This window comes from Pseudomonas sp. OTU5201 (assembly GCF_038440135.1).
Taxonomy (GTDB): Bacteria; Pseudomonadota; Gammaproteobacteria; order Pseudomonadales; family Pseudomonadaceae; genus Metapseudomonas; species Metapseudomonas resinovorans.
The window spans coordinates 21,197-47,096 of the sequence record NZ_JASATC010000005.1 but is presented as its reverse complement, the minus strand read 5'-3'; the positions used below and the strand labels follow the sequence as shown (position 1 = coordinate 47,096).

Below are 25,900 nucleotides of genomic sequence, written 5' to 3'. Positions count from 1 at the left end.
GAAATGAAAAAGCCGCCTTCGGGCGGCTTTTTCATGGGCTTCAAGGTAGTGGCTGGCCTTGGCCTGGCGGGCGAATGAATGCGCTACTCGTCTCCGGAGGAGAAGTCGTAGTCCATCGCCTGGCTGGGGCCTTGCAGGTAATAACCCTGGATGTAGTTCACGCCAGCCTGCCAGAGGGTGGCCAGGACGCTGGCCGTCTCGACGAAGGGCACGATGGTCATCTTGGCCTGGGCGTGCAGGCTCGCCAGTTGGGTCTTGAGGGCCTCCTGGTTCTCCGCACGGCTGAGGTCCTGGGTAAAGGAGCCATCCACCTTCACGAAGTCGATGGAGAGGTGCTTGAGGGTATTGAACGGGTTCAACGCGCAGCCGAACTGGCTCAGGGCGACCTGGCAGTGCAGTTCGGCCAGGCCTTGGGTCAGTGCCTTGGCTTGCTTCAGATAGGCGATGGCGTCTGGCTCGCTGAACTGGAAGATCAGTGCGTCGGACGGTAGGCGTGCCGCCTTTAGCGCCACGCTGAGCCACGGCAGCAGCGTCTGGTCCTGTAGGCTGGCGCCGGACAGGTGGACGAAGAGTCGGGTGTTGTGTCCCTTGGTGCGGTGTTCGGCGAGCAGCTTGATGGAGTTGAGGATCACCCAGCGGTCGATCTTCTCCGCCAGGCCTGCGTCCTTGGCGGCGTCGAGGAAATCAGCGGGAGGCACTTCCTCGCCTTGAGGGCTGAGCAGGCGCAGTAGCACTTCGTAGTGCTCGAAGCTGTCCCCGCGCAGGCTGATGATCGGTTGAAACAGCAGGCGGAAGCTGTTGTTCTCCAGGGCCTGCTGGACCATCGCCACCAGGCTGCCACGGTTGGCCGCAGCGGCCAGCTCATCGGCTGGGTTGTACAGTTTGAGGCCGTTCTCGTCGCCCAGTTCGTCGGCGCAACGATGAGCGCGGTCCACCACGTCCTGGGCCCTGGGGGTGGTCTCGCTGAGGCCGGCAACGCCGATGCACAGGCTGACCTGCACGGTGCGGCTGCTGACGTCGAAGAGGTGGACGTCGATCTTCTTCAGTAGGTTCTGCAGGCTTTCCTCGGCCTGTTCCGGGGCAATGCCCTGTTGCAGGACGCCGAATACGTCGTCGCCGTAACGGGCGAGTTGCGCATCGCCGGCGAAGTGGGCACGCAGCAAGTTGGCGAGGTCGGTGAGCAGCAAGTCGACACCGGCAATGCCGACTTCGGCGAGCAGGCTGGAGTAGCGGGTGACGCGGATGTACGCGACGCTCGAAGGCTGGCTGGTCTTGACCGCGCGCTCGGCCGCTGTGTCGAGCATTTCGTTGAAGTGGGAGCGGTTGAACAGGCCAGTGACCAGGTCCTGGCTGCTGATCTCGCGCAGTTTTTCCTCCAGCTCGGCACTGTCGGTCTCGGTGCGGATGACCACCTGGATGCAGGGCTCCCCATCATAGGTGGCAGGGGAGAAATTCATGCGTGCCTGGAAGCTCTGGCCGTCGACTTTGCAGCCATTGCAGGTGAGTTCGCCACTGCCTTCGCCGTCGCGGTAGTTCTTCAGGAAGTCCTTGAAACCGGCCTGGTCGACGCCGGCTATCAGGTCGATCATCGGCATGCCTTCGAGTTCGTCGCCATCGTCGTAACCGAACATCTCGACATAGGCGCGGTTGGCATAGATGTGCATGCCGTCGTGGACATAGGCGATGGCGTCAACCGAGCTGTCCAGCAACAGCTGGCAGCGCTTCTCAGCTTCCCGCAGGCTGACTTCGGCGGCGCGGCGAGCGCGGCGTTGCTCGAGGTTGGCCAGCTCGCGGTTGGCAACCAGTACCAAGCGCTCGTCTTCGCCCTGGGGCAGGGCGTCCTGGGCGCCTAGCGCCAGAGCCTCGGTGATGAGGTCGGAGTCGTTGTCTTGCACCAGTTGGATGAACGGAATGTCCTTGGACTGGCGCCGGATGCTGTTGAGGGCCTCGCCCGGGCTCAGGTGCTCGCTTTCGGGCGCGGCGATCAGGAGGTCCCAGCTTTGTTGCAGGACCTCATTGAGGTCGTCAGCGGAAATGATGCGATGGACGCGAGTCGCGCGGCCTGAGTTGCGAAACAGGCTGACCAGGCGCTCGGCTTCGTTCTGCGAGTCTTCCAGGATCAGCAGGCGGATCGTTTTCTTTTCGATGGCCATGGCCTGTGCTTAGCGCCGAACGAGCGCGAATAGGCGACGAATGGTGGTGAGTCGGGAATCTACAGCGACTTCCATAGCGAGTCAAAATCTTCCTCGCTGCCTTGCGACACGCTGCCTGGACCTAAGACAGGTTTCCCCTGCTGCGGTGTCGGTTGTTCGAAAGTCCGGTACTCGAACTGGTTGAAACTGCCGGTACTGGTCAGGCGTCGGGTGAGCACTGCGCGGTGTTCATCGCCATGCAGGTTGATCTGCACCTTGTTGCCTTCCTGGAAGGGAAGGCGCGGGGTGATCAGGGTGGCTGGACGGGAAATCGCGCCAATGGCCGGCAGCAGCAGGGCGCGCAGGTAATGGCTGTTCTGTTCGCCTTTGCGCATCAGCAGCACGCCGCAGGACTGGGCCTGGGGGGCCACCAGTTCGATGCCCATCTGGGTGCCGCCGCCTCTTACCTGCCGGATCCAGCGCACTACGGCGATGCTCCAGCCCTGGTCGGGTGCGTCCTGAACGCCGAGCAGTTCGCCGGCCTGTAGCTGGCTGGGGACTTCCTTGGGCCAGCTCAGGCAGTAGCCTCCTGGGCTGTGATTGACCACCGCGACGTTGAAGGTCGGATAGCTTTCCGGCGCCGTGCTGGCCTGGGGCGGAGGCGGGCTGCTCTCGGAAACGGGTCTGGTGTATTCGATTTCTTCCATCGGCATGCCCGGCTGCCAGCCCTGGGTGGGTTGCGCGTCGAAGGCGTTGGCCCAGATGTCTTTTGCAGGTTGCTTGCCGAGCGTGTCGAACACCGCCTGGCCGACATCCTCGGGCAGCTTGAGCACTTCGCTGAAAGGGCGACTGCCTGCCAGGAAGAAGTGCAGCGCGCTCATGCCGATGCACAGGGTCAGGCCGCCCTGGCCGGGGTTGCGCTGGAAGGTGCGCTCGGAAATATCGCCCCAGGCTGAACTCAGGTGCTGCAGCAGATCGAGGGTCAGACCCTCAGGCAGCGGCAGGCGCGCCTGGTTGCGCTGTTCAGCCGGCAGAATCAGGTATTCCTTGATGGCATCCACCAATGGCAGCGGATCGAGGCCCAGCAGCGTGCGTGGGTCGACCTCCTGGAACAGCGACTTGTAGCGCGGTGGTCCGTCCAGTTGTGGTGCCACGGCGAAGAGGCTGGAGGGCAGCTCGGCCGACTGTAGCTTGACCAGCGTGCTCCAGGGTTCGAGGATTTCCGCCAGGCGGGCGATGCCGTTCTGGCGCATCTGGTTGCAGCGGGCGCAACCCAGCAGCAGTGCCACCAGGTAGGTCTGCTCAACGCTGAGCCCTTGCGTGTGACGGGCAAGCGGGTCGCGCACGGCGACTCGATGGAGTTGGCGGCTCTGAGCCAACTGATAGAGCTGGTGCAGTTCCAGCCAGAGGCCTTCGGGAACCGGGCAGTAGAGCTGGCTGGAGCGGATCAGTGGGCCGTTCAGGCTGTGGGTTGCCCGTTGCAGGGCAATGGCGAGGAGTTGTGCGCGCTCGCGGTCACGGCTGGGGCGCGGAGACTCCTGAACGATGATCAGTTTGTAGCCGATGGCCAGGTGGTTCTGCAGGGCCTGGCAGAGGTTGGCAACCTTGCGCGGGCGCTCGTCCAGGACGATGGACTGGCCGATGAAGTGCCGTTCCAGGTGCTGGCAGACGAAATGCACTTCCGGACGCATCAACTCGAGAAGTTGCAGGCGGTTCTCGGTTGGGGTGATCAACTGGTTGAGTTCCACCAGAGCCTGATAGAGCTGGCGAGCGGTTTCGCCGAGGTTGGCCTTGGGCAGGTGGGAGATCCAGCGTTTCAGCTCACGAGGGGTGGCACCGCAGAAGGACAGGCTCTGTTTGCTAGGTGCGGGTGCACGCAACAGCAGGTGAGGGCTCTGGTGGTCCATCCGGATCGGTTTCTCCGATTTCTCGTGTGGGGTGTATTGGGTTGGATCTCAGCACTCTATCAGCATCCTTGTACGCTGGCAGCCTATCCAAAGGGTCAGCCTGTGGACGGGTTGGCCGTTTGGCCGTACGCAGTGCTTCGCTGATAGGCGTCTGGCCGAACCGGACGGTCCGGCCAGGATTCGCTTCGATCAGGCGTCCTTGGGCAGGGCCAGCAACTGGCCCATGCGTACCTGGCTGCCCGGCCAGGCGCTTTCGGACCAGCGAACCTGGTCCGGGCCGAACAGGACAATGGCGGTGGAGCCCAGTTTGAAGCGACCGAGTTCGTCGCCCTTCTCCAGCTTGATGGGTGCGCGCGCCGCTTCGTCATAGCTGAAGCTCTTCAATTCGCGCTTCGGCGGCGTCACCAGGCCGGCCCAGGTGGTTTCGATCGAGGCGACGATCATCGCGCCCACCAGTACCACGGCCATCGGACCGCGCTCGGTGTCGAAGATGCACACCACGCGCTCGTTGCGGGCGAAGAGTTCAGGCACGTTTTCGGCGGTGCTCTGGTTTACCGAGAACAGCCGGCCCGGTACGTAGACCATCTCCCGCAGTGTGCCGCCGAGGGGGGCGTGCACACGGTGATAGTCCTTGGGCGAAAGGTAGACGGTGGCGAACTCGCCGCCCATGAAGCACGCGGCGCGCTCGGCGTCGCCACCCAGCAGCTCCAGTACACTGAAGCTGTGGCCTTTTGCCTGGAAGCAGCGACCGTGCTCGATCGGACCCATCTGGCTGATGGCGCCGTCGGCCGGACAGAGGATGGCCCCGGGGGTTTCGTCCAATGGTCGGGCGCCGGGCTTCAAGGCGCGGGTGAAGAACGCGTTGAAGTGCTCGTAGGCGGTGAGGTCTTCGACCAGCGCTTCGCTCATGTTCACCTGATAGCGCTTGGCGAACCAGGTGGTGAAAGCATTCTTGAACCAGTGCACGCGGCACTCGGCGATGCAGCCGGCCAGGCGCGATAGCAGGTGATGCGGCAGCAGGTACTGGCTGATGATGAATAGGCGTTCTTTCATTGGGGTTCCTTGGCGGGTAGGGCGTCAGAGCTCTACGGGGGTATCCGGATGATTGCCCCACTCGGACCAGGACCCGGCATAGCCCTTGACCCGCGGATAACCGAGGGCCTTGGCGACCAGGTAGGTGAAGCCCGAGCGGTGGTGCGTCTGGCAGTGGGTGACGATTTCCTTGTCCGGCGTAATGCCCAGGGACTGGAGGATTTCGGCCATGTCGGTACGGATGCGCAGGGCGCGGTCGGGGTCCATGCCTGCGGTCCATTCGAAGTTGACCGCGCCGGGGATATGCCCGCCCTTGGCGGCTAGCACCTTGGTGCCGTTGTACTCGCCGGGGCCGCGGGCGTCCCAGATGGCCAGATCGTCGGCGCCCAGGCGACCCTGCAGGTATTCGCGGGTGGCGGTGGGCGCTTCGTGCAGGGTCAGGGCGAGCGGACCACCCACCGGCGTGGGTGTGGCTTCAGTGGTTTCCCGGCCTTCGGCCAGCCAGGCGTGCAGGCCACCGTTCAGGTAGTGGTAATGGTGGTGGCCGATCACATCCAGCAGCCAGATGAAACGTCCGGCCCAGCCACCGCCTTCGTCGTCATAGACCACATAGGTGGCATCGGCGCGGTGGCCGAGTTCGCCGAACAGCGTCTCGAGATCGGCCTTGGCCGGCAGCAAACCAGGTGCCGGCGGTTGGCCGAGCTGGGTGCGCTTCGGATCGACGAAGCGTGCGCCAGGGATGTGGCCCGCGGCGTAGCGGGCAGCACTGGTGAGGTCGACCAGGATCAGCCCGCTGGCGCCAAGCAGGGGCGCCAGTTCGGCCGGCTCGATTACCAGTGGCAGGTTGGAGAAGGCAGACATGAAAGCCTCCATGAATGGACAAAGTGGCGGATTGTATAGGAAAGCCTAGCGGCCGCGTCTGGCGAAGGTGGCGAGGGCGCGCTCGATGCACTGGGCCGTCTTGGCGAAGGCACGCAGGCTGAGTTCTGCGAAAGGCGCCCCGTCCTGATCCGCCACCACCAGCATGGCAACCCGACCGTTTACCGCGATGGAACGCAGCAACAGGTGATGTCCAGGGAACAGACTCTTGAGCTGGCCGGGCAGCAGGGCAGAAAACTGCGCCATGTTGTCGGGGCCCAGGCGCAACTGTCCGGGTTGGGTGAGCAGGCGTCGCAGCACCTGGCTCTGGTTGGGGTCCAGTTGCAGGCCGTTGGCCTCCTTTGGCAGTCCGGCCTGTTGCTGGGACAGTAGACGGCTGTGATTGCGGTCGGCCAGTAGTACGAGGATCCGACGCATGCCTCCGCTTTCCAGGGCATCTCGGGCGCAGGCGGAAAGTTGCACCACGTTGGTGAAAGGGCTGGGTTCGCGAATCAGCTCACCGCAGTGGCGGCGCCAGTCGTCCAGGGCGTCCGCAGTAGGTGCTGGTGCCGTGACGGGTTCACGGTGCAGGCGATGTTGGTTCCAGGGCCAGAGCAGGGATTCGGCGGGGTGCCAGAGGTCGCCGCGGGCATGCAGGCGCCCGCTCTGCGCGGCCTGTTGGTGGACATGCTGCTGCAGTTCGTCGAGCGGCATCTTCATGAACAGCCCGGTGAGGCGCTGCCAGCGAAGGCTGTGGCCGCCGGACCAGCCGGCATGGGCAGAAATCGCCAGGCCGTTGGCCAACAGGACGGTGTTGCCCGGTTGGGTCAGCCAGCGACCCAGGGCGGGATTGGCGTCCAGTTGTTGCTGCTGGTGCAGGGGGTGTTCATTGTCGCGGGCGATATGTAAGGCCTTCACCAGCAGGCGACGATCGTCATTCAGCAGGCGGTAGCCCTCGACAATCCAGCCGGGCAACTTCCAGTGTTCGGCCAGGGCCTGGCAGAGTCGCAGCAGCGGCACGCCAAGCAGCTCGCGCTCGACCCTGGTGGCCGGCTCGCCTTCGCCCAGTACGCGCTGTTCCCAGGTGGCGAAGAGCTCCGGATGAGTGGCCAGCAGCGGCCAGAGGGGGGAGAGGAATAAAAGACTGCACCAGTGGATCTCCTGCCAGAGGCGCGCCAGCCGGGCGGCGAACAGACCGTTGGCCTGCTGGGCGGCGTGCTGGCTGATCAACTGCAATTGGCGCAGCGCGTGGGGAATTTCTTCCTCGGGGATGGCCGGTAAGCGGTTGAGCAACACTTCCGCGCGCTTCAGGCCCAGACGGCTGAGGGCGACTTCCAGGCTCTCCGCCGGGCTGCTCAGCATGCTGCCGGCGGCGTTGGCCTCGCGCAGAAGGCTGAGGGCAAGGGCGGGACTCTCCTGAGTCAGGTCGGCGATATCGCGCAGGGAGCGGCGGCTGTCGCCGAGGGCACGGCGGACTTTTTCATGGGCGGCGGCGGGGACGGGCAGGCGCACTCCATCGAGGTGCTTGATCCAGCCGTCGAGGCTGCGTGGCAAGGACTTTGCGGTTGACATAGAGGGCCGCCAATCTGGCTTTTCGCCTGAACAGGCTATAGTCTGGCGCATATCTTCCGATAATTAGAAGGGGCTCTTTTCATAACCCTTTCTACTGACTCTTCAAGCTTCCTTCCTATGGCAAAAATCATCGGCATCATCGTCGTATTCGCCAGCGTGCTCGGTGGGTACATCCTGTCTCACGGCAAGATCGCCGCGTTGATCCAGCCTTTCGAGGTGTTGATCATCGGTGGCGCCGCGCTCGGGGCGTTCCTTCAAGCCAACCCCGGCAGCACGACGATGATCGTGTTCAAGAAGTCGCTGAAGATGTTCGGCACCCGATTCACACACGGCTTCTACCTGGAAGTGCTGCGCTTGCTCTATGAAATCCTCAACAAGAGCCGTCGCGAAGGGATGATGGCCATCGAGGCCGATATCGAGGACGCCGCCGCCAGTCCCATCTTCAGCAAGTACCCGGGCATCCTCAAGGATGAGCGGATGACTGCCTACATCTGCGATTACCTGCGCATCATGTCCTCCGGCAACATGGCTCCCCATGAGCTGGAAGGCCTGTTCGACATGGAGCTGGCCAGTCTGAAGGAAGAGTTGGAACACCCTTCCCACGCCGTCAACCGGATCGCCGATGGCCTGCCGGGCTTCGGTATCGTCGCTGCTGTATTGGGTATCGTGGTCACGATGGCCATGCTGGGCGAAGCCGAGCAGGCCGCCCTCGGCCAGCACGTGGGGGCGGCGCTGGTGGGTACCTTCCTCGGTATCCTCGCGGCCTACGGTTTCTTTGGCCCGCTGGCGGTGTCCTTGGAGCACGATGCCCGCGAAGAGCTGAACGTGTTCGAGGCTATCAAGGCCTGCCTGGTGGCTTCAGCTTCCGGCATGCCGCCGTCGCTGGCAGTGGAATTCGGCCGCAAGACGCTGTTCCCGGCGCATCGCCCGAGCTTCAGCGAGCTGGAACAAGCCGTGCGCGGCAGCTGAAGGCTGAGTCATGGAGAACAACCAGCCGATCATCGTCAAGCGCGTCAAGCGCTACGCCGCCGGTCACCACGGCGGTGCCTGGAAGATCGCCTTCGCCGACTTCGCCACCGCGATGATGGCGTTCTTCCTGGTGCTCTGGCTGATGTCCTCGGCTACGCCTGAGCAGAAGAAAGCCATCTCCGGCTACTTCAAGGACCCCATCGGCTTCACCGAGAGTGCCAGCCCCTACGTCATCGACTTGGGGGGTACGCCGACGCCAGCGCCTGATCGCACTCTCAATCCGGAACTGAAGGACGCCCCTGATGCCCAGGAGGTGCCAACCGACACCAGCGATACCGCGCCCGTTGACGCCAGCCAGGTCGAAACCCTGGCCGAGCAGATCGAACGCGAGCGCCTGGAGCTGTTGCTGCAGGAGCTGCAGAACAAGGTCGAAGAGAACCCCGAGCTGCGCAAGTTCAAAGACCAGATACTTTTCGAGATCACCCAGGACGGCCTGCGTATCCAGATCATGGATGCTGCCAATCGTCCTATGTTCGACCTTGGCAGTGCCCGCCTGCAGCCCTATTTCGAAGACATCCTGCTGATCCTTGCAGAGACCATCAAGGCGGTCCCCAACAAGATCAGCATCAGCGGCCATACCGACGCCAAGCCCTATGCCGGCGATGGCGATTTCGGCAATTGGGAGCTGTCCGCCGGTCGTGCCAACGCTGCACGTCGGACCCTGATTGCCGGTGGTTACCCGGAAGGGCAGGTGGCGCGGGTGGTGGGGTATGCGTCGTCCGCTTTGTTCGATCGCAAGGACCCTTTCAATCCGGTCAACCGCCGCATCGATATCATCGTCCTGACCAAGAGGGCCCAGCGAGCCATCGAGGGTGAGCAGGGGGAAGGTGACAATCCTGCCAATCAGCAGCCTCAGCAAGCCGAGCCCCCAGTCAGTGACGGGGCGATGCCTCAACCGCCGGCAACTGACCCGGTGGAGCCCACGCAGCCGCGCGAGCTAAGAGAGAAACTGAACATCTTCGAAGACGGTGTGCTGAGGATGGACGAGCCCAAGGGGCAGTGATCCTGCGGCATACGAAAGAGGCCACGCATTGCGTGGCCTCTTTGTTTTCGGGAGGTATTGCGGGATCGACGTCGCTCAACACGACCGAACTTGCAGGATCAGTATTCGTCCTCGGGCAGGCTGGCAAGGATATGCCGGTAGCTGGCCATGCGTTGTGGATGGATGCGTCCTTCTTCCAGGGCCTTGAGCAGGGCGCAGCCGGGCTCGCGGTCATGCTTGCAGTCACGGAAGCGGCAGGTCCCGAGCAGATCGTTGAACTCGATGAAGCCGGCATCGACGTCGCCACGGCTGACGTGGCCCAGACCAAATTCGCGGATGCCGGGGGAGTCGATCAACTCACCGCCACCAGGGAAGTGAAACAGTCGCGCGGTGGTGGTGGTGTGGGTGCCCTTGCCGGTGAGTTCGGAAAGGGGACCTACTCGGGTATCCACACCTGGAAGCAGGCTGTTCACCAGGGACGATTTGCCCACGCCGGACTGGCCGACGAACACGCTGATATGGCCATCGAGCCGCGACATCAGGTCCTCCATGCCGCCGCCTTCGCGCGCCGAAACCTCCAGCAGCGGGTAGCCTAGCTGGCGGTAGACGCCGAGCAGATCGTCGAGCATGGCGCTGTTCTGTTCATCCACCAGGTCAGCCTTGTTCAGTAGCAGCAACGGGTGGATGCCCGCGTGTTCGGCGGCGATCAGGTAGCGGTCGATCAGGTTGGCGTGGGGATGAGGTAGAGGTGCGAAGACGATGACAATCTGGTCGACGTTGGCTGCCACTGGCTTGAGCAAGCCGCGCATATCCGGACGGCATAGCTCCGAGCTGCGCGGCAGCTGGGCAACGATCACGCCGATGCCTTGATTGCCGGAGCGCCAGACTACGCGGTCCCCGGTGACCAGGGTTGGCAGGTTGGCGCGCAGGTGGCAACGCATGATCTGGCCGGCCTGTTCGCCTTCCAGTGCCTCGACTTCCACCTGGACGCCAAAGTGAGCGATCACCAGACCGGTCTGCTCTGGGCCCAGGTCGCCGCCTTCGAGCTCATCGAGCGCGCGGGACTCCCGTTTGGCTGCGCGGGATGCGCGCTCTTCCTGGATTTTCTCGATGCGCCAGCTTTGCCGGCGAGTGAGTTGGCGCTTTGCCATGGTGGGTCCGCTTGTGAAAAACCGCGCGAGTTTAGCACGCAGCCCGTAACAGCAGGCTCTAAGCTAGAATGCGCGCCTCGCCTTGGAGACCGACTATGCAGAATGCCTTGAACCTGATCTGGATCGATCTGGAAATGACCGGCCTCAATCCGGATACGGACGTCATCATCGAGATGGCCACAATCGTTACTGACAGCGAGCTGAATGTACTCGCTGAAGGCCCGACCATCGCGATCCATCAGAGTGATGAAATCCTCGCCGGCATGGACGAATGGAACACCCGCCAGCACGGCCAGAGCGGCCTGACCCAACGTGTGCGCGAGAGTCGTATCAGCATGGCCGAAGCCGAGGCCCAGACCCTGACCTTCCTCGAACAGTGGGTACCCAAGGGCAAGTCACCGATCTGCGGCAACAGCATCTGTCAGGATCGCCGCTTCCTTTATCGCCACATGCCGCAGCTGGAAGCCTACTTCCACTACCGCAATCTGGACGTCTCCACGGTCAAGGAGCTGGCCGCACGCTGGGCGCCCAAGGTGCGTGACGGCGTGAAGAAGAGCAGTAGCCACCTGGCTATGGACGACATCCGCGACTCCATCGCCGAGCTGCGGCACTATCGTGAGCACTTCATCAAGATCTGACTCGCGTCGCGCTTGCCCCGTGCCGGGCAAGCGCCCATTCCACATGCTCGCGCACCAGCTCAGAGGGGTATTCGCGGCGCAGCTGCAGGGCTTCGAGTACCGGGATGCTCGACGGTGCATTGCCCAGCCCCACCGCCAGGTTGCGTAGCCAGCGTTCGTACCCGGCGCGACGCAGGGGAGAGCCTTCGGTGCGACTGAGGAATTCTTCCTCGCTCCAGCGGAACAGCTCAGCCAGCTCGGCGTTGTCCAGGCCGTGGCGGGGCTGGAAGTCGCCCTCACCTGAGGGGCGTGCAAAGCGGTTCCAGGGGCAGACCATCTGGCAGTCGTCGCAACCGAACACCCGGTTGCCGATCAGCGGGCGCAAGTCTTCGGGAATACTGCCCTTGAACTCGATGGTCAGGTAGGAAATGCAGCGCCGCGCATCCAGCTGGTAAGGGCCGACGAAGGCGGCGGTAGGGCATATGTCCAGGCATGCCGAACAACGGCCGCAATGCTCGCTGCCGTGGGGCTCATCCACCGGCAAGGGGGCGTCGACGAACAGTTCGCCGAGGAAGAAGTAGCTGCCGGCCTTGCGGTTGAGAACCAGGGTGTTCTTGCCAATCCAGCCCAGGCCGGCCTGCTCTGCGATGGCTTTCTCCAGCACCGGCGCGCTGTCGACGAAGGCGCGATAGTTGAACGGCCCTATGACCTTCTCGATGCGCTCGGCCAGGTGCTGCAGGCGTTTGCGGATCAGTTTGTGGTAATCGCGCCCCAGGGCGTAGCGCGAGACATAGGCCTTTTCCGGCTGGCCCAGAACCTTGGCCATGCGCGTATCGCCGGGCAGGTAGTCCATGCGCAGGGAAATGACCCGCCGGGTGCCGGGCACCAGTTCGTCCGGGTGCGAGCGCTTGCTGCCGTGGGCGGCCATGTAGTCCATTTCGCCTTGGAACCCGGCGTCCAGCCAGCGCTGCAGGTGTCGTTCATGTTCACCGAGCGCCACTCCGGTGATGCCCACCTGCTGGAAGCCCAGTTCTCGGCCCCAGTCCTTGATGGATTGAGCGAGGGAGGCGAGATCTTGCGAGGAAAGGGTCATGCTGGGGCGGGAAACCGGTGTCGAGGTGGATATAATTCTGCCAGACCTCGCAGCCACAACCGAATCCAATGCTTCCTTCCCGCGACGACCTGCCCCTTTCGCTTCATTCCGCCGCCCAGGTGCGGGATCTCGACGCCCGCCTGATCGCTGCCGGCACTCCGGGCTTCGAGCTGATGCGGCGTGCCGCTCATGCGACCTGGCGGGCCCTGCGCCGGCGTTGGCCGGAGGCAGGCAGCCTCAGCGTCCTGGCCGGCCACGGCAATAATGCCGGCGATGGCTACCTGATAGCGGCACTGGCCCAGCGCGCCGGCTGGCGGGTCAAGGTATTGGCCGTTGGGGCGAGCGGTGCCCTCACCGGTGATGCCGCGCTGGCGAGGGACGAGGCCATTGCCGCCGGCATTACCATCCAGCCTTGGAGCGAATGCGCGACATTGGATGGCGTGGTAGTTGACGCCCTATTGGGCACCGGGCTTTCCGGCGCGGTGCGCGAACCCTACGCCCAGGCCATTCGCCAGCTCAGTTCCAGTGCCCTGCCGGTGCTGGCCGTGGATATTCCGTCCGGCCTCTGTGCCGACACCGGCCGCGTCCAGGGCGTCGCAGTGCGAGCAGACCTGACGGTGACCTTTATCGGCCTCAAGATCGGCCTGTTCACTGCCGATGCGCCGAATCAGGTAGGCGAGTTGGTGTTCGATGATCTGCAGGCCGATCCGGCTTTGCTTGCGGCCACGCCGCGAGTCGCAGAGCGTATGGCGGTCGGCAGTCTGCAGCGCCTTGCGCCGCGCCCACGGGCTTCGCACAAAGGTCAGTTCGGCCATCTGCTGGTGGTAGGGGGGGATCGCGGTCTGGGTGGCGCAGCGCTGCTGTCGGCGGAGAGCGCCCTGCGCAGTGGCGCTGGATTGGTGTCTCTGGCGACCCGACCCGAACACGTGTCGTCCGCGCTGGCGCGGTGCCCGGAACTGATGAGCGCGGGGGTGAACTCCGCCAATCAACTGCTGGCACTGGCGAGTAAAGCCGATGTGCTGGTGGTGGGGCCAGGGCTAGGGCAGGGCGCCTGGGGGCGCAGTCTGCTTAGCGTTGTGGCGGGGCTGGAAGTGCCCCAGGTCTGGGATGCCGATGCGCTTAACCTGCTAGCAGTCGAACAGGCCAGGCTACCTGTTGGCGCTGTGATCACGCCGCATCCGGGGGAGGCCGCGCGCCTGCTGGGGATCCCGACCGCTGAAGTGCAGGCCGACCGACCGCGTACGGCCTTGGCGCTGGCGCAGAAGTTCGATGCCGTTGTCCTGCTAAAGGGGGCCGGTAGCCTGGTGGCCGCCCCTGATGGTCGTCTCGCACTCTGTGATCGTGGCCATCCGGTGATGGCCGGGGCCGGGCTTGGGGATGTACTTGCCGGTCTGATCGGCGCTCTGCTGGCCCAGGGGATGGACGGCTACGCCGCCACCTGCTTGGCCGTCTGGCTACATGCCAATGCTGGCGAAAGCCTGGCCCGAGCGGGTAGGGGGCTGGCGGCCAGTGATCTAATTCCGACCATTCGTCAGTTGCTCGAGGAGTTTGCGCCGTGCCTGAAGTGATCCTGCATGCCGAAGGCGAGGAGGCCATGCTGGCCCTCGGTGCCCGCCTGGCGCTCCTGACCGAGGGGAGTGGAATTCTTTACCTGCACGGGGACCTCGGCGCGGGCAAGACCACGCTATCTCGCGGCATCCTGCGCGGCCTGGGCCACGCCGGTGCGGTGAAAAGTCCCACCTTCACCCTGGTGGAGCCTTATGAAATTGGTGACAAGCGTGCCTTCCATTTCGATCTATACCGCCTGGCCGACCCGGAGGAACTGGAATTTCTGGGTATCCGCGATTACTTCGAAGGCGATGCCCTGTGCCTGATCGAATGGCCGCAGCGGGGCGCCGGCATTTTGCCAAAGGCTGACCTGGACATTAACATTACGCAGCAAGCGGGCGGCCGTTCGCTGCGGTTGTCGCCACACACTGAGCGCGGCGAAGCATGGTGTGCCGCCCTGGCCTTAGGAGCATGAAAACAAAGATGGGGTGGGGTATGCGCTCGCGCGCACTGTTTGCCGGGATTGGGGTTCTGCTTGCGGCGTTCGCCGCTGATGTCCTGGCTGCCGCGGAGGTCCGCGGGGTGCGGCTTTGGCGCGCGCCTGACAATACCCGCCTGGTCTTCGACTTGTCCGGACCGGTGCAGCATTCCGTCTTCACCCTGACTGCACCCAATCGCATCGTCATCGATATCAATGGCGCCCAGCTGGCCACCAAGCTGGAGCAGCTGTCCCTCAGCAATACGCCGATCACCAGCGTCCGTTCCGCCCAGCGCACTCCCACCGATCTGCGGGTGGTGATCGACGTGTCAGCCACTGTGACGCCGAAGAGCTTCTCCCTGGCGCCCAACCAGCAGTACGGCAACCGCCTGGTGGTGGACCTGTTCGATCAGGAAGCCGCCGCCGCTGAGGCCAGCGCCCCTCAGGTTGCCACCGCGCCAAGCACGCCTCAGCCTCCCGTGACGCCGACCCAGCCGGCCCCCAGCAAGCTGCCGCCAGTGCCGGGCGGCAAGCGCGATATCGTGGTCGCCATCGACGCTGGTCATGGTGGTGAAGACCCCGGCGCCCTCGGGCCCAAGGGGCAGCACGAGAAGAACGTGACCCTGGCCATCGCCAAGGAGCTGCAGCGCCAGATCAATCAGGAGAAGGGCTTCCGTGGCGAACTGGTGCGTACCGGCGACTACTTCATCCCGCTGCGCAAGCGTACCGAGATCGCCCGTAAGAAAGGCGCTGACCTGTTCGTCTCCATCCACGCCGACGCTGCGCCCAGTCGAAGCGCCTTCGGTGCTTCGGTGTTTGCCCTGTCTGACCGTGGCGCCACTTCGGAAACCGCGCGCTGGCTGGCCGACAACGAAAACCGCTCCGACCTGATCGGTGGTGTGGGCAGCGTCAGTCTGGACGACAAGGATCGCATGCTCGCGGGTGTGCTGCTGGATCTGTCGATGACGGCAACCCTGTCCTCCAGCCTCAACGTCGGACAAAAGGTGCTGAGTAACGTCAGCCGCGTCACCCCGTTGCACAAGCGCCGGGTGGAGCAGGCTGGCTTCATGGTGCTGAAGTCGCCGGATATTCCGTCGATCCTTGTGGAAACCGGCTTCATCTCCAACCACAACGAATCCCAGAAGCTGGCGAACCGCAGCCACCAGCAGGCGCTGGCACGCTCGATCCAGACCGGCATCAAGCAGTTCTTCCAGCAGAACCCTCCGCCGGGTACCTATATCGCCTGGCTGCGTGACCAGGGGAAGATCGCCATCGGTCCGCGTGAGCACGTGGTGACCTCTGGTGAGAGCCTGGCGCTGATTGCTCAGCGTTATGAGGTGAGCATGGCCACCCTGCGTAGTGCCAACTCTCTGAAGAGCGACAACCTCAAGGTCGGTCAGACTCTGAATATCCCCGCGGCAGCGCTGGCGGCGCAGCCATGAGTGAGTTGGCGCGCATCCAGCTGCTGAGTCCGCGGCTGGCAAACCAGATCGCCGCCGGTGAGGTGGTTGAGCGCCCTGCCTCGGTTATTAAGGAGTTGCTGGAGAACAGCCTGGATGCCGGTGCCAAGCGTATCGATGTTGAGGTGGAGCAGGGCGGCATCAAGCTTCTGCGGGTGCGTGACGACGGCGGTGGCATCCCTCCAGATGACTTGCCCCTCGCCCTGGCTCGCCACGCCACCAGCAAGATTCGCGATCTCGAAGACCTGGAACGGGTGATGAGCCTGGGTTTCCGTGGTGAGGCCCTGGCGTCGATCAGTTCCGTCGCGCGCCTGACCATGACTTCGCGGACCGCCGATGCTGACCAGGCCTGGCAGGTGGAAACCGAAGGCCGCGACATGGAAGCCCGGGTACAGCCGGCCGCCCATCCCGTGGGCACTTCGGTGGAGGTGCGCGACCTGTTCTTCAATACACCTGCGCGACGTAAGTTCCTGCGCGCAGAGAAGACCGAATTCGACCATCTGCAGGAAGTCATCAAGCGCCTGGCCCTGGCACGCTTCGACGTGGCATTCCACCTGCGCCACAACGGCAAGACCATCTTCGCTCTGCACGAGGCGCGCGAGGCCGTTGCCCGAGCCCGTCGTGTCGCGGCTGTTTGCGGTCCTGCCTTCCTTGAGCAGGCGCTGCCCATCGAAGTCGAACGCAACGGCCTGCATCTCTGGGGTTGGGTCGGTTTGCCAACCTTCTCCCGCAGCCAGGCGGACCTGCAGTACTTCTACGTGAACGGCCGCATGGTGCGTGACAAGCTGGTCGCCCACGCGGTGCGACAGGCTTATCGCGACGTGCTCTACAACGGGCGGCACCCGACCTTTGTGCTGTTCTTCGAGGTTGATCCGGCGGTGGTCGACGTCAATGTGCACCCGACCAAGCACGAGGTGCGCTTCCGTGACAGTCGCATGGTTCATGACTTCCTCTACGGCACCCTGCACCGCGCCTTGGGTGAGGTTCGCCCCGAGGACCAGTTGGCTGCGCCGGGCGCCACCGAAGTTGTGATGCGCCCGACCGGCAGCGCTGCCGGCGAATTCGGACCCCAGGGTGAGATGAGTCTGGCGGCTAATGTGTTGGAGCAGCAAGCGGTCGAGCCGGCATGGCGTCCGCCGGCAGGTGGCGGCTACCAGGCTCCGCGTTCGCAGCCAGCTGTGCCGGTTGCCGAGGCGCAGGGCGCCTATCGTGAGTTTTTCGCGCCGCTGACAGCCACTTCCGCATCGCCTGCGTTGCCTGAGTCGCAGGGTGATATCCCGCCTTTGGGCTACGCATTGGCCCAACTCAAGGGTATCTACATACTCGCTGAGAATGCCCAGGGGCTCGTGGTGGTGGATACGCATGCAGCCCACGAACGTATCACCTACGAGCGCTTGAAGGTGGCCATGGCCAGTGAGGGGCTCAAGGGGCAGCCGCTGCTGGTGCCCGAATCCATCGCCGTCAGCCAGCGCGAGGCCGATTGTGCTGAAGAGCATGGCGAGTGGTTCCGCCGGCTTGGTTTTGAGCTGCAGCGTCTCGGTCCGGAAACCCTGGCCATCCGCCAGATTCCGGCGCTGTTGAAGCAGGCCGAAGCCTCGCAACTCGTGCGCGACGTGCTCTCCGATTTGCTGGAGTACGGCACCAGTGATCGCATCCAGGCCCACCTTAACGAGCTGCTCGGCACCATGGCCTGTCACGGCGCCGTGCGTGCCAATCGCCGCCTGACTCAGCCGGAAATGAATGCCTTGCTGCGGGACATGGAACAGACTGAGCGCAGCGGTCAGTGCAACCATGGGCGTCCGACTTGGACGCAGCTGGGTATGGATGACCTGGACAAGCTGTTCCTGCGCGGCCGCTGAACATGACTGAACGGCTGCCGCCCGCAATCTTTCTCATGGGCCCCACGGCTGCCGGTAAGACCGACCTGGCCCTGGCACTGGCGCAAACACTGCCGTGCGAGTTGATCAGTGTCGACTCGGCGCTGATCTACCGTGGCATGGATATCGGCACGGCCAAGCCGGATAAGGCCACATTGGCCGAGTTTCCCCATCGCCTGATCGATATCCGCGACCCGGCCGAGAGCTACTCAGCTGCAGACTTCCGTGCCGATGCCCTCGCCGCCATGAAGGAAATCACCGCCAGGGGCAAGATTCCGCTGCTAGTGGGTGGCACCATGCTGTATTACAAAGCTCTGTTGGAAGGGTTGGCGGACATGCCCAGCGCCGATCCCGCGGTGCGCGCCGAGTTGGAAGCCCGTGCAGCCCGTGACGGCTGGGAGGCTCTGCATCGGGAATTGGCGGTGGTGGACCCGGAGTCCGCGACACGAATTCATCCCAACGACCCCCAGCGCCTGACCCGAGCGCTGGAAGTCTACAAGGTCAGTGGGCTTACCATGACTGCTCACCGGCAGCGCCAGGCTGCGCAAAATATGGCCGGGAACACGCCAGGAACGGCGTATTTGCCGTATACTGTCGCACACTTGGCCATTGCTCCCGCGCAACGTCAGGTTTTGCACGAAAGAATTGCGCAACGTTTTCGATTGATGCTGGAACAGGGCTTTATCGACGAGGTCGAAGCGCTGCGCCGCAGAAGTGACTTGCATGCAGGACTGCCGTCTATAAGAGCGGTTGGTTATCGTCAGGCCTGGGATTATCTGGATGGCGTGCTGACTCGGGCCGAGATGGAAGAGCGCGGTATCATTGCCACCCGCCAACTCGCCAAGCGACAGTTCACCTGGTTACGCAGTTGGTCCGACCTGCACTGGTTGGACAGTCTGGCTTGCGACAATCTGCCGCGCACCTTGAAATACCTGAGGTCGGTCTCCATATTGAGCTGAGACCTCACCGGTTACCGTCTATCCTTGGGGGTAGGGCGGGTACCGTTCATCTTTCTTGTCATTTGAAAACTAGATCCCTAAAGGAGTGCGGCATATGTCAAAAGGGCATTCGCTACAAGACCCTTACCTCAATACCCTGCGTAAGGAGCGCGTACCGGTTTCCATCTATCTGGTAAACGGCATCAAGCTGCAGGGCCAGATCGAATCCTTCGACCAGTTCGTGATTCTGCTGAAGAACACTGTCAGCCAGATGGTCTACAAGCACGCTATTTCCACTGTGGTACCGAGTCGTCCGGTACGTCTGCCCAGCGCTTCCGAGCAAGAGCAGCCTGAGCCGGGTAACGCCTGATAGGAGACTGCTTTGTTTTTCGAACGCCCTGGTGGTGGTGAACGGGCTATCCTGGTTCATCTGGAAGGCCAAGATCCCGAGGCGCGCGAAGACCCGCAGGAATTTCTTGAGCTTGCACGTTCGGCCGGTGCGGATACGGTGGCATTCGTCTCCGTTTCCCGTCACCAGCCAACGGCGAAGTACCTGATCGGTAGCGGCAAAGTCGACGAGTTGCATGACCTGGTCAGGGCTGAGCAAGCCGAACTGGTCATCTTCAATCACACCCTTACACCCAGCCAGGAGCGCAACCTTGAGCGCGCCTTCGAATGCCGGGTGCTCGATCGTACCGGTCTGATTCTCGATATCTTTGCCCAGCGTGCCCGTACCCATGAGGGCAAGCTGCAGGTCGAGCTGGCCCAGCTTGAACACATGAGCACGCGCTTGGTGCGCGGTTGGACTCACCTTGAGCGCCAGAAAGGCGGTATCGGCCTGCGTGGCCCGGGTGAAACCCAGCTGGAAACCGACCGCCGCCTGCTGCGAGTACGCATCCGCCAGATCAAACAGCGTCTTGAAAAGGTCCGCAGCCAGCGCGAGCAGGCTCGTCGCGGGCGCAAGCGTGCGGATATCCCGGCAGTTTCCCTGGTTGGTTATACAAACGCCGGCAAGTCTACGCTGTTCAATTCCCTGACCTCTTCTGAGGTCTATGCGGCCGACCAGTTGTTCGCCACGCTTGATCCGACTTTGCGCCGGCTGGAGTTGGACGATCTGGGGCCGATCGTGCTGGCGGATACCGTGGGTTTCATTCGCCACTTGCCGCACAAGCTGGTGGAGGCCTTCCGGGCTACCCTTGAAGAATCCGCCAACGCCGATCTTCTGCTACATGTGATCGATGCCCATGAGCCTGAGCGCATGGCGCAGATTGAGCAGGTGCTCGCGGTGCTGGGCGAGATTGGCGCTGAAGGCCTGCCGATGCTGGAGGTCTACAACAAGGTGGACCTGCTGGAAAGCGTCGAGCCGCACATCCAGCGCGACGAAGAAGGCAAGCCGGAGCGAGTCTGGCTGTCGGCACGTGATGGCAGTGGTCTCGAGTTGCTCGAGCAGGCCGTGGCTGAGCTGCTGGGTGACGACCTGTTTGTGGGTACCTTGCGCTTGCCTCAGCGATTCGGCCGGTTGCGGGCTCAGTTCTTCGCTCTCGGCGCTGTGCAGACCGAGGAGCACAATGAAGCCGGGGATGCGTTGTTGGCTTTGCGCCTGCCGCGCGTCGAGCTGAACCGGCTGGTCAGTCGTGAAGGTTGGCAGCCAAACGAGTTTCTCGAACAACACACTTTGCAATAAAGCCCGTTTAGGTGGTTTTGCGGCGGGCCGCGGGCTTGGGTAGCATGGGCGGGCGCGCCGTGGGCGCGTCTTTGCTTTATCAGTATGGAGAGCGCTATGGCTTGGAATGAGCCGGGTGGCAACTCGAATAACCAGGATCCCTGGGGTGGGCGCCGTGGTGGCGACCGCAAAGGGCCGCCGGACCTGGACGAGGCCTTCCGCAAGCTGCAGGAAAGCCTAAATGGGCTGTTCGGCAGCGGCAAGAAACGTGGCGGCGGCGATGGCGGCGGCGGCAGATCAGGCAGTTTTGGCCTGCTCGGTATTGGCCTGGCCCTGCTTGCCGTGGTCTGGCTGTACAGTGCCGTCTATGTGGTGGATGAGCAGGAACAGGCCGTCGTGCTGCGCTTCGGCAAGTACTACGAGACCGTTGGTCCCGGCTTGAACATCTATTTCCCGCCGATCGATCGCAAGTTCCAGGAGAACGTCACCCGCGAGCGTGCATACAGCAAACAGGGGCAGATGCTCACCGAGGACGAGAACATCGTCGAGGTGCCGCTCACGGTTCAGTACAAGATCAGCAACCTCCAGGATTTCGTGCTGAACGTCGATCAGCCTGAGGTCAGCTTGCAGCACGCCACTGAAAGCGCCCTGCGCCACGTGGTGGGCTCCACTGAAATGGACCAGGTGCTGACTGAGGGGCGCGAGCTTATGGCAAGCGAGATCAAGGAGCGCCTGCAGCGCTTCCTCGACACCTATCGCACCGGTATCACTGTTACCCAGGTCAACGTGCAGAGTGCGGCTGCCCCGCGCGAAGTGCAGGAAGCCTTCGATGACGTGATTCGTGCCCGCGAAGACGAACAGCGCGCCAAGAACCAGGCTGAGGCCTATGCCAACGCAGTGGTGCCCGAGGCTCGAGGTCAGGCCCAGCGCATCATCGAAGATGCCAACGGCTACCGCGACGAAGTGATTGCCAGGGCTGAGGGTGAGGCGGACCGCTTCAGCAAGTTGCTCACCGAGTACCACAAGGCCCCGGAAGTCACTCGCCAGCGCCTGTACCTGGAGACCATGCAAGATGTCCTCGGTAGCACCAGCAAGGTGTTGGTGACCGGTAAGGACGGCCAGAACAATCTGCTTTACCTGCCGTTGGACAAGATGATCGACAATCGTGGCGGTAGCTCCGCCCCGGTGGCGCCAGCCGCATCTGCCACAGCAAGTGGCAGTGATCTCGGTTCGCGTGTTTCCACCGATTTGCAGCAGCGCAATCTGCGTTCCAGGGAGAGTCGCTGATGAGCAATAAATCGCTGTTTGCCCTGATCGGCGGTGTGGTGCTGGCCATGATCGTCTGGAGCAGTCTCTACATCGTGTCGCAGACCGAGAAAGCGGTTCTCCTGCAGTTCGGCCGCATCGTCGAAGCTGACGTGCAGCCTGGCCTGCACATGAAAATTCCGTACGTCAATCAGGTGCGCAAGTTCGACGCTCGCCTGCTGACACTGGACTCCCCGACCCAGCGTTTCCTTACCCTCGAGAAGAAAGCGGTAATGGTGGATGCCTATGCCAAGTGGCGTGTGGCTGATGCCGAGCGTTTCTACACCGCGACCTCTGGTATGAAGCAGATCGCCGACGAGCGTCTGTCTCGCCGGCTCGAGGCTGGTCTGCGCGACCAGTTCGGTAAGCGGACCCTCCACGAAGTGGTTTCCGGCGAGCGCGATGCGCTGATGGCGGACATCACGGCCGCGCTGAATCGCATGGCTAACAAGGAGCTCGGTATCGAGGTGGTGGACGTGCGGGTGAAGGCAATTGACCTGCCCAAGGAAGTCAACCGTAGCGTTTTCGAGCGGATGAGCACCGAGCGTGAGCGAGAGGCCCGCGAGCACCGCGCCAAGGGTTCGGAGCTGGCGGAAGGTATTCGCGCTGACGCCGACCGTCAGCGCCGCGTATTGCTGGCCGAGGCCTATCGCGAAGCTGAGGAAACCCGCGGTGACGGTGACGCCAAGGCAGCGTCCATTTACGCCAAGGCTTATGGCCAGGACCAGGAGTTCTACGCCTTCCACCGCAGCTTGCAGGCTTACCGCGAAAGCTTCTCCAGCAAGGGTGATGTGATGGTGCTGGACCCCAATAGCGAATTCTTCCGCTATCTGGACAAGGCCACACGCTGAATCAGTCCCCCGGCGGACGCTCATCGTCCGCTGGGGTGACCGTCAGGGAAAACGTGTTATTATGGGTCAGCCGGGAAATCCCGGCTTTTTTGCGTCCGCGGGAATCATGTGGCAGGAACTTGGCATTGCCTTTTGTCTGATGTTGGTGCTGGAAGGCATCCTGCCCTTCCTCTATCCGCGCCGTTGGCGCACCGCGGTGCTTGGGTTGGCGGAGTTCAAGGACCGCCATCTCCGCCTGATGGGCCTGTCCAGCATGTTGCTGGGGACCGGCCTCCTTTATCTGCTTCACTGATGGCTTGCCGCCCGGTTGAGAGGGGATTGGCGAAATGGCAACGGTAGATCGCTGGCTGCTGCCAGACGGTATCGAAGAAGTACTGCCGCCCGAAGCGGCGCGCATCGAGGCAGCCCGCCGCCAGGTGCTGGACCTGTTCCTGCGTTGGGGCTACGACTTCGTGGTCACTCCGCACATTGAATATCTCGAGTCCCTGCTGACCGGCGCCGGCCAGGACCTTGATTTGCGCACCTTCAAGGTGACCGACCCGCAGTCGGGCCACCTGATGGGCTTCCGCGCTGACATCACGCCGCAGGTGGCGCGAATCGATGCTCACACCCTGCGCCGCGAAGGCCCGAACCGACTGTGCTACGCCGGCAGCGTGTTGCATGCCAAGCCGCGCGCGCTGTCCACCTCGCGCAGCCCGATCCAGTTGGGTGCTGAGCTTTATGGTGACGCAAGCCCGGCGAGCGATGTGGAAGTCATCAGCCTGATGCTGGAAATGCTCGAGCTGGCTGCTGTGCCGGATGTGCATATGGATCTCGGCCATGTCGGCATCTATCGCGGTCTGGCCAAGGCTGCAGGTCTCTCTGGCGAAGTCGAGCGCAGCTTGTTCGACGCGTTGCAGCGCAAGGCCGTGGACGAAGTGGCTGAGCTGACCGCAGGCCTGCCGCGCGAGCTGGCCTCCATGCTTCGCGCCCTTGCCGAGCTTTGCGGTGGTCGCGAGGTGCTGGATCTCGCTCAGGGCGTACTGATGGACGCCCCCGATGATGTGCATGTCGCGCTGGATGAGCTGATCGCCATCGCTGATGCGTTGGAGTTGCGTTACCCCGAGCTGCCGCTCTATTTCGACCTGGGTGAACTGCGTGGTTACCGCTATCACACCGGGGTAGTGTTTGCCGCCTTCGTGCCGGGCGTCGGGCAGTCCATTGCCCAGGGCGGTCGCTACGATGACATCGGCGCCGACTTCGGTCGTGCCCGCCCCGCGACTGGTTTCTCCACCGACCTGAAAACCCTGGTCACCCTGGGGAGCATGGCGCTGGATCAGTCGCTGCCTGGCATCTGGGCGCCCGATAGTCACGATCCTTACCTCTGGTACGAGGTCAAGCGTCTGCGTGCCGATGGGCAGCGTGTGGTGCAGGCCTTGCCGGGTCAGGAAGTGGCGTGTGCGCAAGAGGCTGATTGCGATCGCCTTCTGGTCCTGCGTGATGGGCGCTGGCAGGTGGCGGCGCTTTCCTGAGGAAAGTGGCTGCATGGCCGGCGTAGTTGGCCGGCCACAAACGAGTTTCCGTGTTTTCCGCCGGCGGCTGCCGGCATCGAGCTTCTGCGAAGAGGACAAGTGTTATGGGTAAGAATGTCGTAGTCCTGGGCACCCAGTGGGGTGATGAGGGTAAGGGCAAGATCGTCGATCTGCTGACCGACCAGGCTGCCGCCGTCGTGCGCTATCAGGGCGGCCACAACGCTGGCCACACCCTGGTGATCGATGGCGAGAAGACCGTGCTGCACCTGATCCCGTCCGGCATCCTGCGCGAAAACGTCGAGTGCCTGATCGGCAACGGCGTAGTGGTTGCGCCGGATGCGCTGCTGCGCGAAATCACCAAGCTGGAAGAGAAAGGCGTACCGGTGCGTGAGCGCCTGCGCATCAGCCCGGCCTGCACCCTGATCCTGCCGTACCACGTGGCCCTGGACCAGGCGCGCGAAAAGGCCCGCGGCGATGCCAAGATCGGCACCACCGGTCGTGGCATCGGTCCGGCTTACGAAGACAAGGTTGCTCGTCGCGGCCTGCGCATTGGCGATTTGTTCCACCGCGAGCGCTTTGCCGCCAAGCTGGGTGAGTTGCTGGACTACCACAACTTCGTTCTCCAGCACTATTACAAGGAGCCGGCGGTCGACTTCCAGAAGACCCTGGACGAGGCCTTGGCCTATGCCGAGCTGCTCAAGCCGATGATGGTCGACGTGGCTGCGCGCCTGCACCAGCTGCGCAAGCAAGGCGCCAACATCATGTTCGAAGGCGCGCAAGGCTCGCTCCTGGACATCGACCACGGTACCTACCCCTACGTCACCAGCTCGAACACCACTGCTGGCGGTACCGCCACCGGCTCCGGCTTTGGTCCGCTGTACCTGGATTACATCCTCGGCATCACCAAGGCCTACACCACTCGCGTGGGTTCCGGCCCGTTCCCGACCGAGCTGTTCGATGAAACCGGTGCCTTCCTGGCCAAGCGTGGCCACGAGTTCGGCTCGACCACCGGTCGTGCCCGTCGCTGCGGCTGGTTCGATGCCGTGATCCTGCGTCGCGCCATCGAGATCAACAGCATCTCGGGTCTGTGCCTGACCAAGCTGGACGTGCTCGACGGTCTGGAAACCATCCGCATCTGCACGGGCTACAAAGACCAGAACGGCGAGGTCCTGGTGGATGCTCCTACCGATGCTGACAGCTACATCGGTCTGCAGCCGGTCTACGAGGAAATGCCGGGATGGAGCGAGTCCACCGTTGGGGTCAAGAGCCTGGAGGAGCTGCCAGCCAACGCCCGCGCTTACATCAGGCGAGTGGAAGAGCTGGTGGGGGCGCCCATCGATATCATCTCCACCGGTCCTGACCGTAACGAGACGATCATCCTGCGTTACCCGTACGCCTGAGTCTTCCGACTCCCCAGAAGGGCCGCCTCGTGCGGCCCTTCGTCGTTTCAGTGGTCGCAAATGTCGCGCAGCTGGTCGGCACGTACCTTGCTGGCACTTTATAAATCCGAGTTGTCGCCGTTATAGCGGTAACGGTCGTTAAGGAGCCACAAGTCTTGTCAGCCATCCTGTCTTTGTTGCAAAGCCGTTTACTGCGTCCCGTCTTCATCGCCTTGGGCATTGCCCTGCTGGTGCAGGTGGTGGTGGCCGTTGCCCTGACGCGGAGCACTGTGAATTCCCTGGTGGATGATCTGGGTGTGCGGCTGGGTAGCGATACCCAGCGCCTGGCGGATGATCTGGGGCTCGCCGGGCAGGAGGTTGCCGGTAGCTTGAGTGCGCTTTCCGGCAAGACTCGCGAGCGTCTGGGGGCAGGCCTCAGTGAGCGTCTTCAGCAGGAGCAGGCCCAGTTGCGCCAGACCTTGGAGCAGAACCTCAAGGAGTCGGCCAACGATCTCGC

General features: G+C 63.2%; 22 protein-coding genes. 15 read left to right on the top strand and 7 right to left on the bottom strand.

Annotated features, from left to right (window positions below; translation table 11 throughout):
* Window positions 1-83: 83 nt before the first annotated feature.
* The 5 genes from AAHM40_RS04615 to AAHM40_RS04595 form a co-directional block, all read right to left on the bottom strand.
* The gene (locus AAHM40_RS04615) at window positions 84-2,153 is read right to left on the bottom strand and encodes an EAL domain-containing response regulator (RefSeq protein ID WP_342243609.1); all 2,070 of its coding nucleotides are present in this window, start codon (window positions 2,151-2,153) and stop codon (window positions 84-86) included.
* Between the two features lie 59 nt (window positions 2,154-2,212).
* Window positions 2,213-4,039, bottom strand: coding sequence for a molecular chaperone (locus AAHM40_RS04610; protein ID WP_342243608.1), 1,827 nt, complete (start codon window positions 4,037-4,039; stop codon window positions 2,213-2,215).
* A 189-nt stretch (window positions 4,040-4,228) separates the two neighbouring features.
* A complete protein-coding gene (gene asd / locus AAHM40_RS04605) occupies window positions 4,229-5,092 on the bottom strand; it encodes an archaetidylserine decarboxylase (RefSeq protein ID WP_342243607.1) in 864 nt (287 codons plus the stop codon).
* A 24-nt stretch (window positions 5,093-5,116) separates the two neighbouring features.
* Window positions 5,117-5,932 carry a thiosulfate sulfurtransferase gene (gene rhdA, locus AAHM40_RS04600; RefSeq protein WP_342243606.1) on the bottom strand — a complete coding sequence of 272 codons (816 nt, stop codon included), beginning with the start codon at window positions 5,930-5,932 and terminating at the stop codon, window positions 5,117-5,119.
* Between the two features lie 45 nt (window positions 5,933-5,977).
* Window positions 5,978-7,501, bottom strand: a complete 1,524-nt coding sequence (locus tag AAHM40_RS04595) for an HDOD domain-containing protein (protein WP_342243605.1) — start codon at window positions 7,499-7,501, stop codon at window positions 5,978-5,980.
* A 117-nt stretch (window positions 7,502-7,618) separates the two neighbouring features.
* On the opposite strand from AAHM40_RS04595, the gene motA reads away from it, so the two are divergent.
* Window positions 7,619-8,470 carry a flagellar motor stator protein MotA gene (motA, locus tag AAHM40_RS04590; RefSeq protein WP_342243604.1) on the top strand — a complete coding sequence of 284 codons (852 nt, stop codon included), beginning with the start codon at window positions 7,619-7,621 and terminating at the stop codon, window positions 8,468-8,470.
* Between the two features lie 10 nt (window positions 8,471-8,480).
* Window positions 8,481-9,533, top strand: coding sequence for a flagellar motor protein MotB (motB, locus tag AAHM40_RS04585; RefSeq protein WP_342243603.1), 1,053 nt, complete (start codon window positions 8,481-8,483; stop codon window positions 9,531-9,533).
* 98 nt (window positions 9,534-9,631) lie between these two features.
* Here motB and rsgA read toward each other — a convergent pair whose 3' ends face one another.
* A complete protein-coding gene (rsgA, locus tag AAHM40_RS04580) occupies window positions 9,632-10,663 on the bottom strand; it encodes a small ribosomal subunit biogenesis GTPase RsgA (RefSeq protein WP_342243602.1) in 1,032 nt (343 codons plus the stop codon).
* Between the two features lie 95 nt (window positions 10,664-10,758).
* Between rsgA and orn the strand changes: the two genes are divergently transcribed.
* Window positions 10,759-11,301: an oligoribonuclease gene (gene orn / locus AAHM40_RS04575; protein ID WP_342243601.1), complete on the top strand. Its 543-nt coding sequence runs from the start codon at window positions 10,759-10,761 to the stop codon at window positions 11,299-11,301.
* Here the strand turns inward: orn and queG are convergent.
* Window positions 11,291-12,373: a tRNA epoxyqueuosine(34) reductase QueG gene (queG, locus tag AAHM40_RS04570; RefSeq protein ID WP_342243600.1), complete on the bottom strand. Its 1,083-nt coding sequence runs from the start codon at window positions 12,371-12,373 to the stop codon at window positions 11,291-11,293. The genes orn and queG overlap by 11 nt on opposite strands.
* A 68-nt stretch (window positions 12,374-12,441) precedes the next feature.
* On the opposite strand from queG, the gene AAHM40_RS04565 reads away from it, so the two are divergent.
* From AAHM40_RS04565 to AAHM40_RS04510, 12 genes are all read left to right on the top strand, one after another.
* Window positions 12,442-13,941 (top strand): NAD(P)H-hydrate dehydratase, encoded by a 1,500-nt coding sequence (locus AAHM40_RS04565; protein WP_342243599.1) that lies wholly within the window; start codon window positions 12,442-12,444, stop codon window positions 13,939-13,941.
* The gene (gene tsaE / locus AAHM40_RS04560; RefSeq protein ID WP_028630648.1) at window positions 13,929-14,396 is read left to right on the top strand and encodes a tRNA (adenosine(37)-N6)-threonylcarbamoyltransferase complex ATPase subunit type 1 TsaE; all 468 of its coding nucleotides are present in this window, start codon (window positions 13,929-13,931) and stop codon (window positions 14,394-14,396) included. The genes AAHM40_RS04565 and tsaE overlap by 13 nt, the downstream gene beginning before the upstream one ends.
* An 8-nt stretch (window positions 14,397-14,404) precedes the next feature.
* Entirely contained in the window at window positions 14,405-15,841 is a 1,437-nt protein-coding gene (locus AAHM40_RS04555; protein WP_342243723.1) for an N-acetylmuramoyl-L-alanine amidase, read from the top strand.
* A complete protein-coding gene (gene mutL, locus AAHM40_RS04550; protein WP_342243598.1) occupies window positions 15,838-17,718 on the top strand; it encodes a DNA mismatch repair endonuclease MutL in 1,881 nt (626 codons plus the stop codon). Before AAHM40_RS04555 ends, mutL begins: the two co-directional genes overlap by 4 nt.
* 2 nt (window positions 17,719-17,720) lie before the next feature.
* Window positions 17,721-18,695, top strand: a complete 975-nt coding sequence (gene miaA, locus AAHM40_RS04545) for a tRNA (adenosine(37)-N6)-dimethylallyltransferase MiaA (protein WP_342243597.1) — start codon at window positions 17,721-17,723, stop codon at window positions 18,693-18,695.
* Window positions 18,696-18,789: 94 nt separating this feature from the next.
* Entirely contained in the window at window positions 18,790-19,044 is a 255-nt protein-coding gene (gene hfq, locus AAHM40_RS04540; protein ID WP_003453015.1) for an RNA chaperone Hfq, read from the top strand.
* Window positions 19,045-19,056: 12 nt separating this feature from the next.
* Window positions 19,057-20,358: a ribosome rescue GTPase HflX gene (hflX, locus tag AAHM40_RS04535; RefSeq protein ID WP_342243596.1), complete on the top strand. Its 1,302-nt coding sequence runs from the start codon at window positions 19,057-19,059 to the stop codon at window positions 20,356-20,358.
* A gap of 96 nt (window positions 20,359-20,454) precedes the next feature.
* Window positions 20,455-21,624, top strand: a complete 1,170-nt coding sequence (gene hflK, locus AAHM40_RS04530; protein WP_342243595.1) for an FtsH protease activity modulator HflK — start codon at window positions 20,455-20,457, stop codon at window positions 21,622-21,624.
* On the top strand, window positions 21,624-22,493 hold the full coding sequence (gene hflC / locus AAHM40_RS04525; protein WP_342243594.1) for a protease modulator HflC: 870 nt from the start codon (window positions 21,624-21,626) through the stop codon (window positions 22,491-22,493). The genes hflK and hflC overlap by 1 nt, the downstream gene beginning before the upstream one ends.
* A gap of 106 nt (window positions 22,494-22,599) precedes the next feature.
* Window positions 22,600-22,785 (top strand): DUF2065 domain-containing protein, encoded by a 186-nt coding sequence (locus tag AAHM40_RS04520; protein ID WP_044870772.1) that lies wholly within the window; start codon window positions 22,600-22,602, stop codon window positions 22,783-22,785.
* A gap of 34 nt (window positions 22,786-22,819) precedes the next feature.
* The gene (locus AAHM40_RS04515) at window positions 22,820-24,004 is read left to right on the top strand and encodes an ATP phosphoribosyltransferase regulatory subunit (RefSeq protein ID WP_342243593.1); all 1,185 of its coding nucleotides are present in this window, start codon (window positions 22,820-22,822) and stop codon (window positions 24,002-24,004) included.
* A 104-nt stretch (window positions 24,005-24,108) separates the two neighbouring features.
* Complete coding sequence (locus tag AAHM40_RS04510; protein WP_342243592.1) at window positions 24,109-25,404, top strand: adenylosuccinate synthase; 1,296 nt, start codon at window positions 24,109-24,111, stop codon at window positions 25,402-25,404.
* Window positions 25,405-25,900 lie beyond the last annotated feature (496 nt).

Coding starts and splice junctions, on each gene's coding strand:
- AAHM40_RS04615 (WP_342243609.1), bottom strand. CDS start 2,153: ATGGCCATCGAAAAGAAAACGATCCGCCTGCTGATCCTGGAAGACTCG.
- AAHM40_RS04610 (WP_342243608.1), bottom strand. CDS start 4,039: ATGGACCACCAGAGCCCTCACCTGCTGTTGCGTGCACCCGCACCTAGC.
- asd (WP_342243607.1), bottom strand. CDS start 5,092: ATGAAAGAACGCCTATTCATCATCAGCCAGTACCTGCTGCCGCATCAC.
- rhdA (WP_342243606.1), bottom strand. CDS start 5,932: ATGTCTGCCTTCTCCAACCTGCCACTGGTAATCGAGCCGGCCGAACTG.
- AAHM40_RS04595 (WP_342243605.1), bottom strand. CDS start 7,501: ATGTCAACCGCAAAGTCCTTGCCACGCAGCCTCGACGGCTGGATCAAG.
- motA (WP_342243604.1), top strand. CDS start 7,619: ATGGCAAAAATCATCGGCATCATCGTCGTATTCGCCAGCGTGCTCGGT.
- motB (WP_342243603.1), top strand. CDS start 8,481: ATGGAGAACAACCAGCCGATCATCGTCAAGCGCGTCAAGCGCTACGCC.
- rsgA (WP_342243602.1), bottom strand. CDS start 10,663: ATGGCAAAGCGCCAACTCACTCGCCGGCAAAGCTGGCGCATCGAGAAA.
- orn (WP_342243601.1), top strand. CDS start 10,759: ATGCAGAATGCCTTGAACCTGATCTGGATCGATCTGGAAATGACCGGC.
- queG (WP_342243600.1), bottom strand. CDS start 12,373: ATGACCCTTTCCTCGCAAGATCTCGCCTCCCTCGCTCAATCCATCAAG.
- AAHM40_RS04565 (WP_342243599.1), top strand. CDS start 12,442: ATGCTTCCTTCCCGCGACGACCTGCCCCTTTCGCTTCATTCCGCCGCC.
- AAHM40_RS04555 (WP_342243723.1), top strand. CDS start 14,405: ATGGGGTGGGGTATGCGCTCGCGCGCACTGTTTGCCGGGATTGGGGTT.
- mutL (WP_342243598.1), top strand. CDS start 15,838: ATGAGTGAGTTGGCGCGCATCCAGCTGCTGAGTCCGCGGCTGGCAAAC.
- miaA (WP_342243597.1), top strand. CDS start 17,721: ATGACTGAACGGCTGCCGCCCGCAATCTTTCTCATGGGCCCCACGGCT.
- hfq (WP_003453015.1), top strand. CDS start 18,790: ATGTCAAAAGGGCATTCGCTACAAGACCCTTACCTCAATACCCTGCGT.
- hflK (WP_342243595.1), top strand. CDS start 20,455: ATGGCTTGGAATGAGCCGGGTGGCAACTCGAATAACCAGGATCCCTGG.
- hflC (WP_342243594.1), top strand. CDS start 21,624: ATGAGCAATAAATCGCTGTTTGCCCTGATCGGCGGTGTGGTGCTGGCC.
- AAHM40_RS04520 (WP_044870772.1), top strand. CDS start 22,600: ATGTGGCAGGAACTTGGCATTGCCTTTTGTCTGATGTTGGTGCTGGAA.
- AAHM40_RS04515 (WP_342243593.1), top strand. CDS start 22,820: ATGGCAACGGTAGATCGCTGGCTGCTGCCAGACGGTATCGAAGAAGTA.
- AAHM40_RS04510 (WP_342243592.1), top strand. CDS start 24,109: ATGGGTAAGAATGTCGTAGTCCTGGGCACCCAGTGGGGTGATGAGGGT.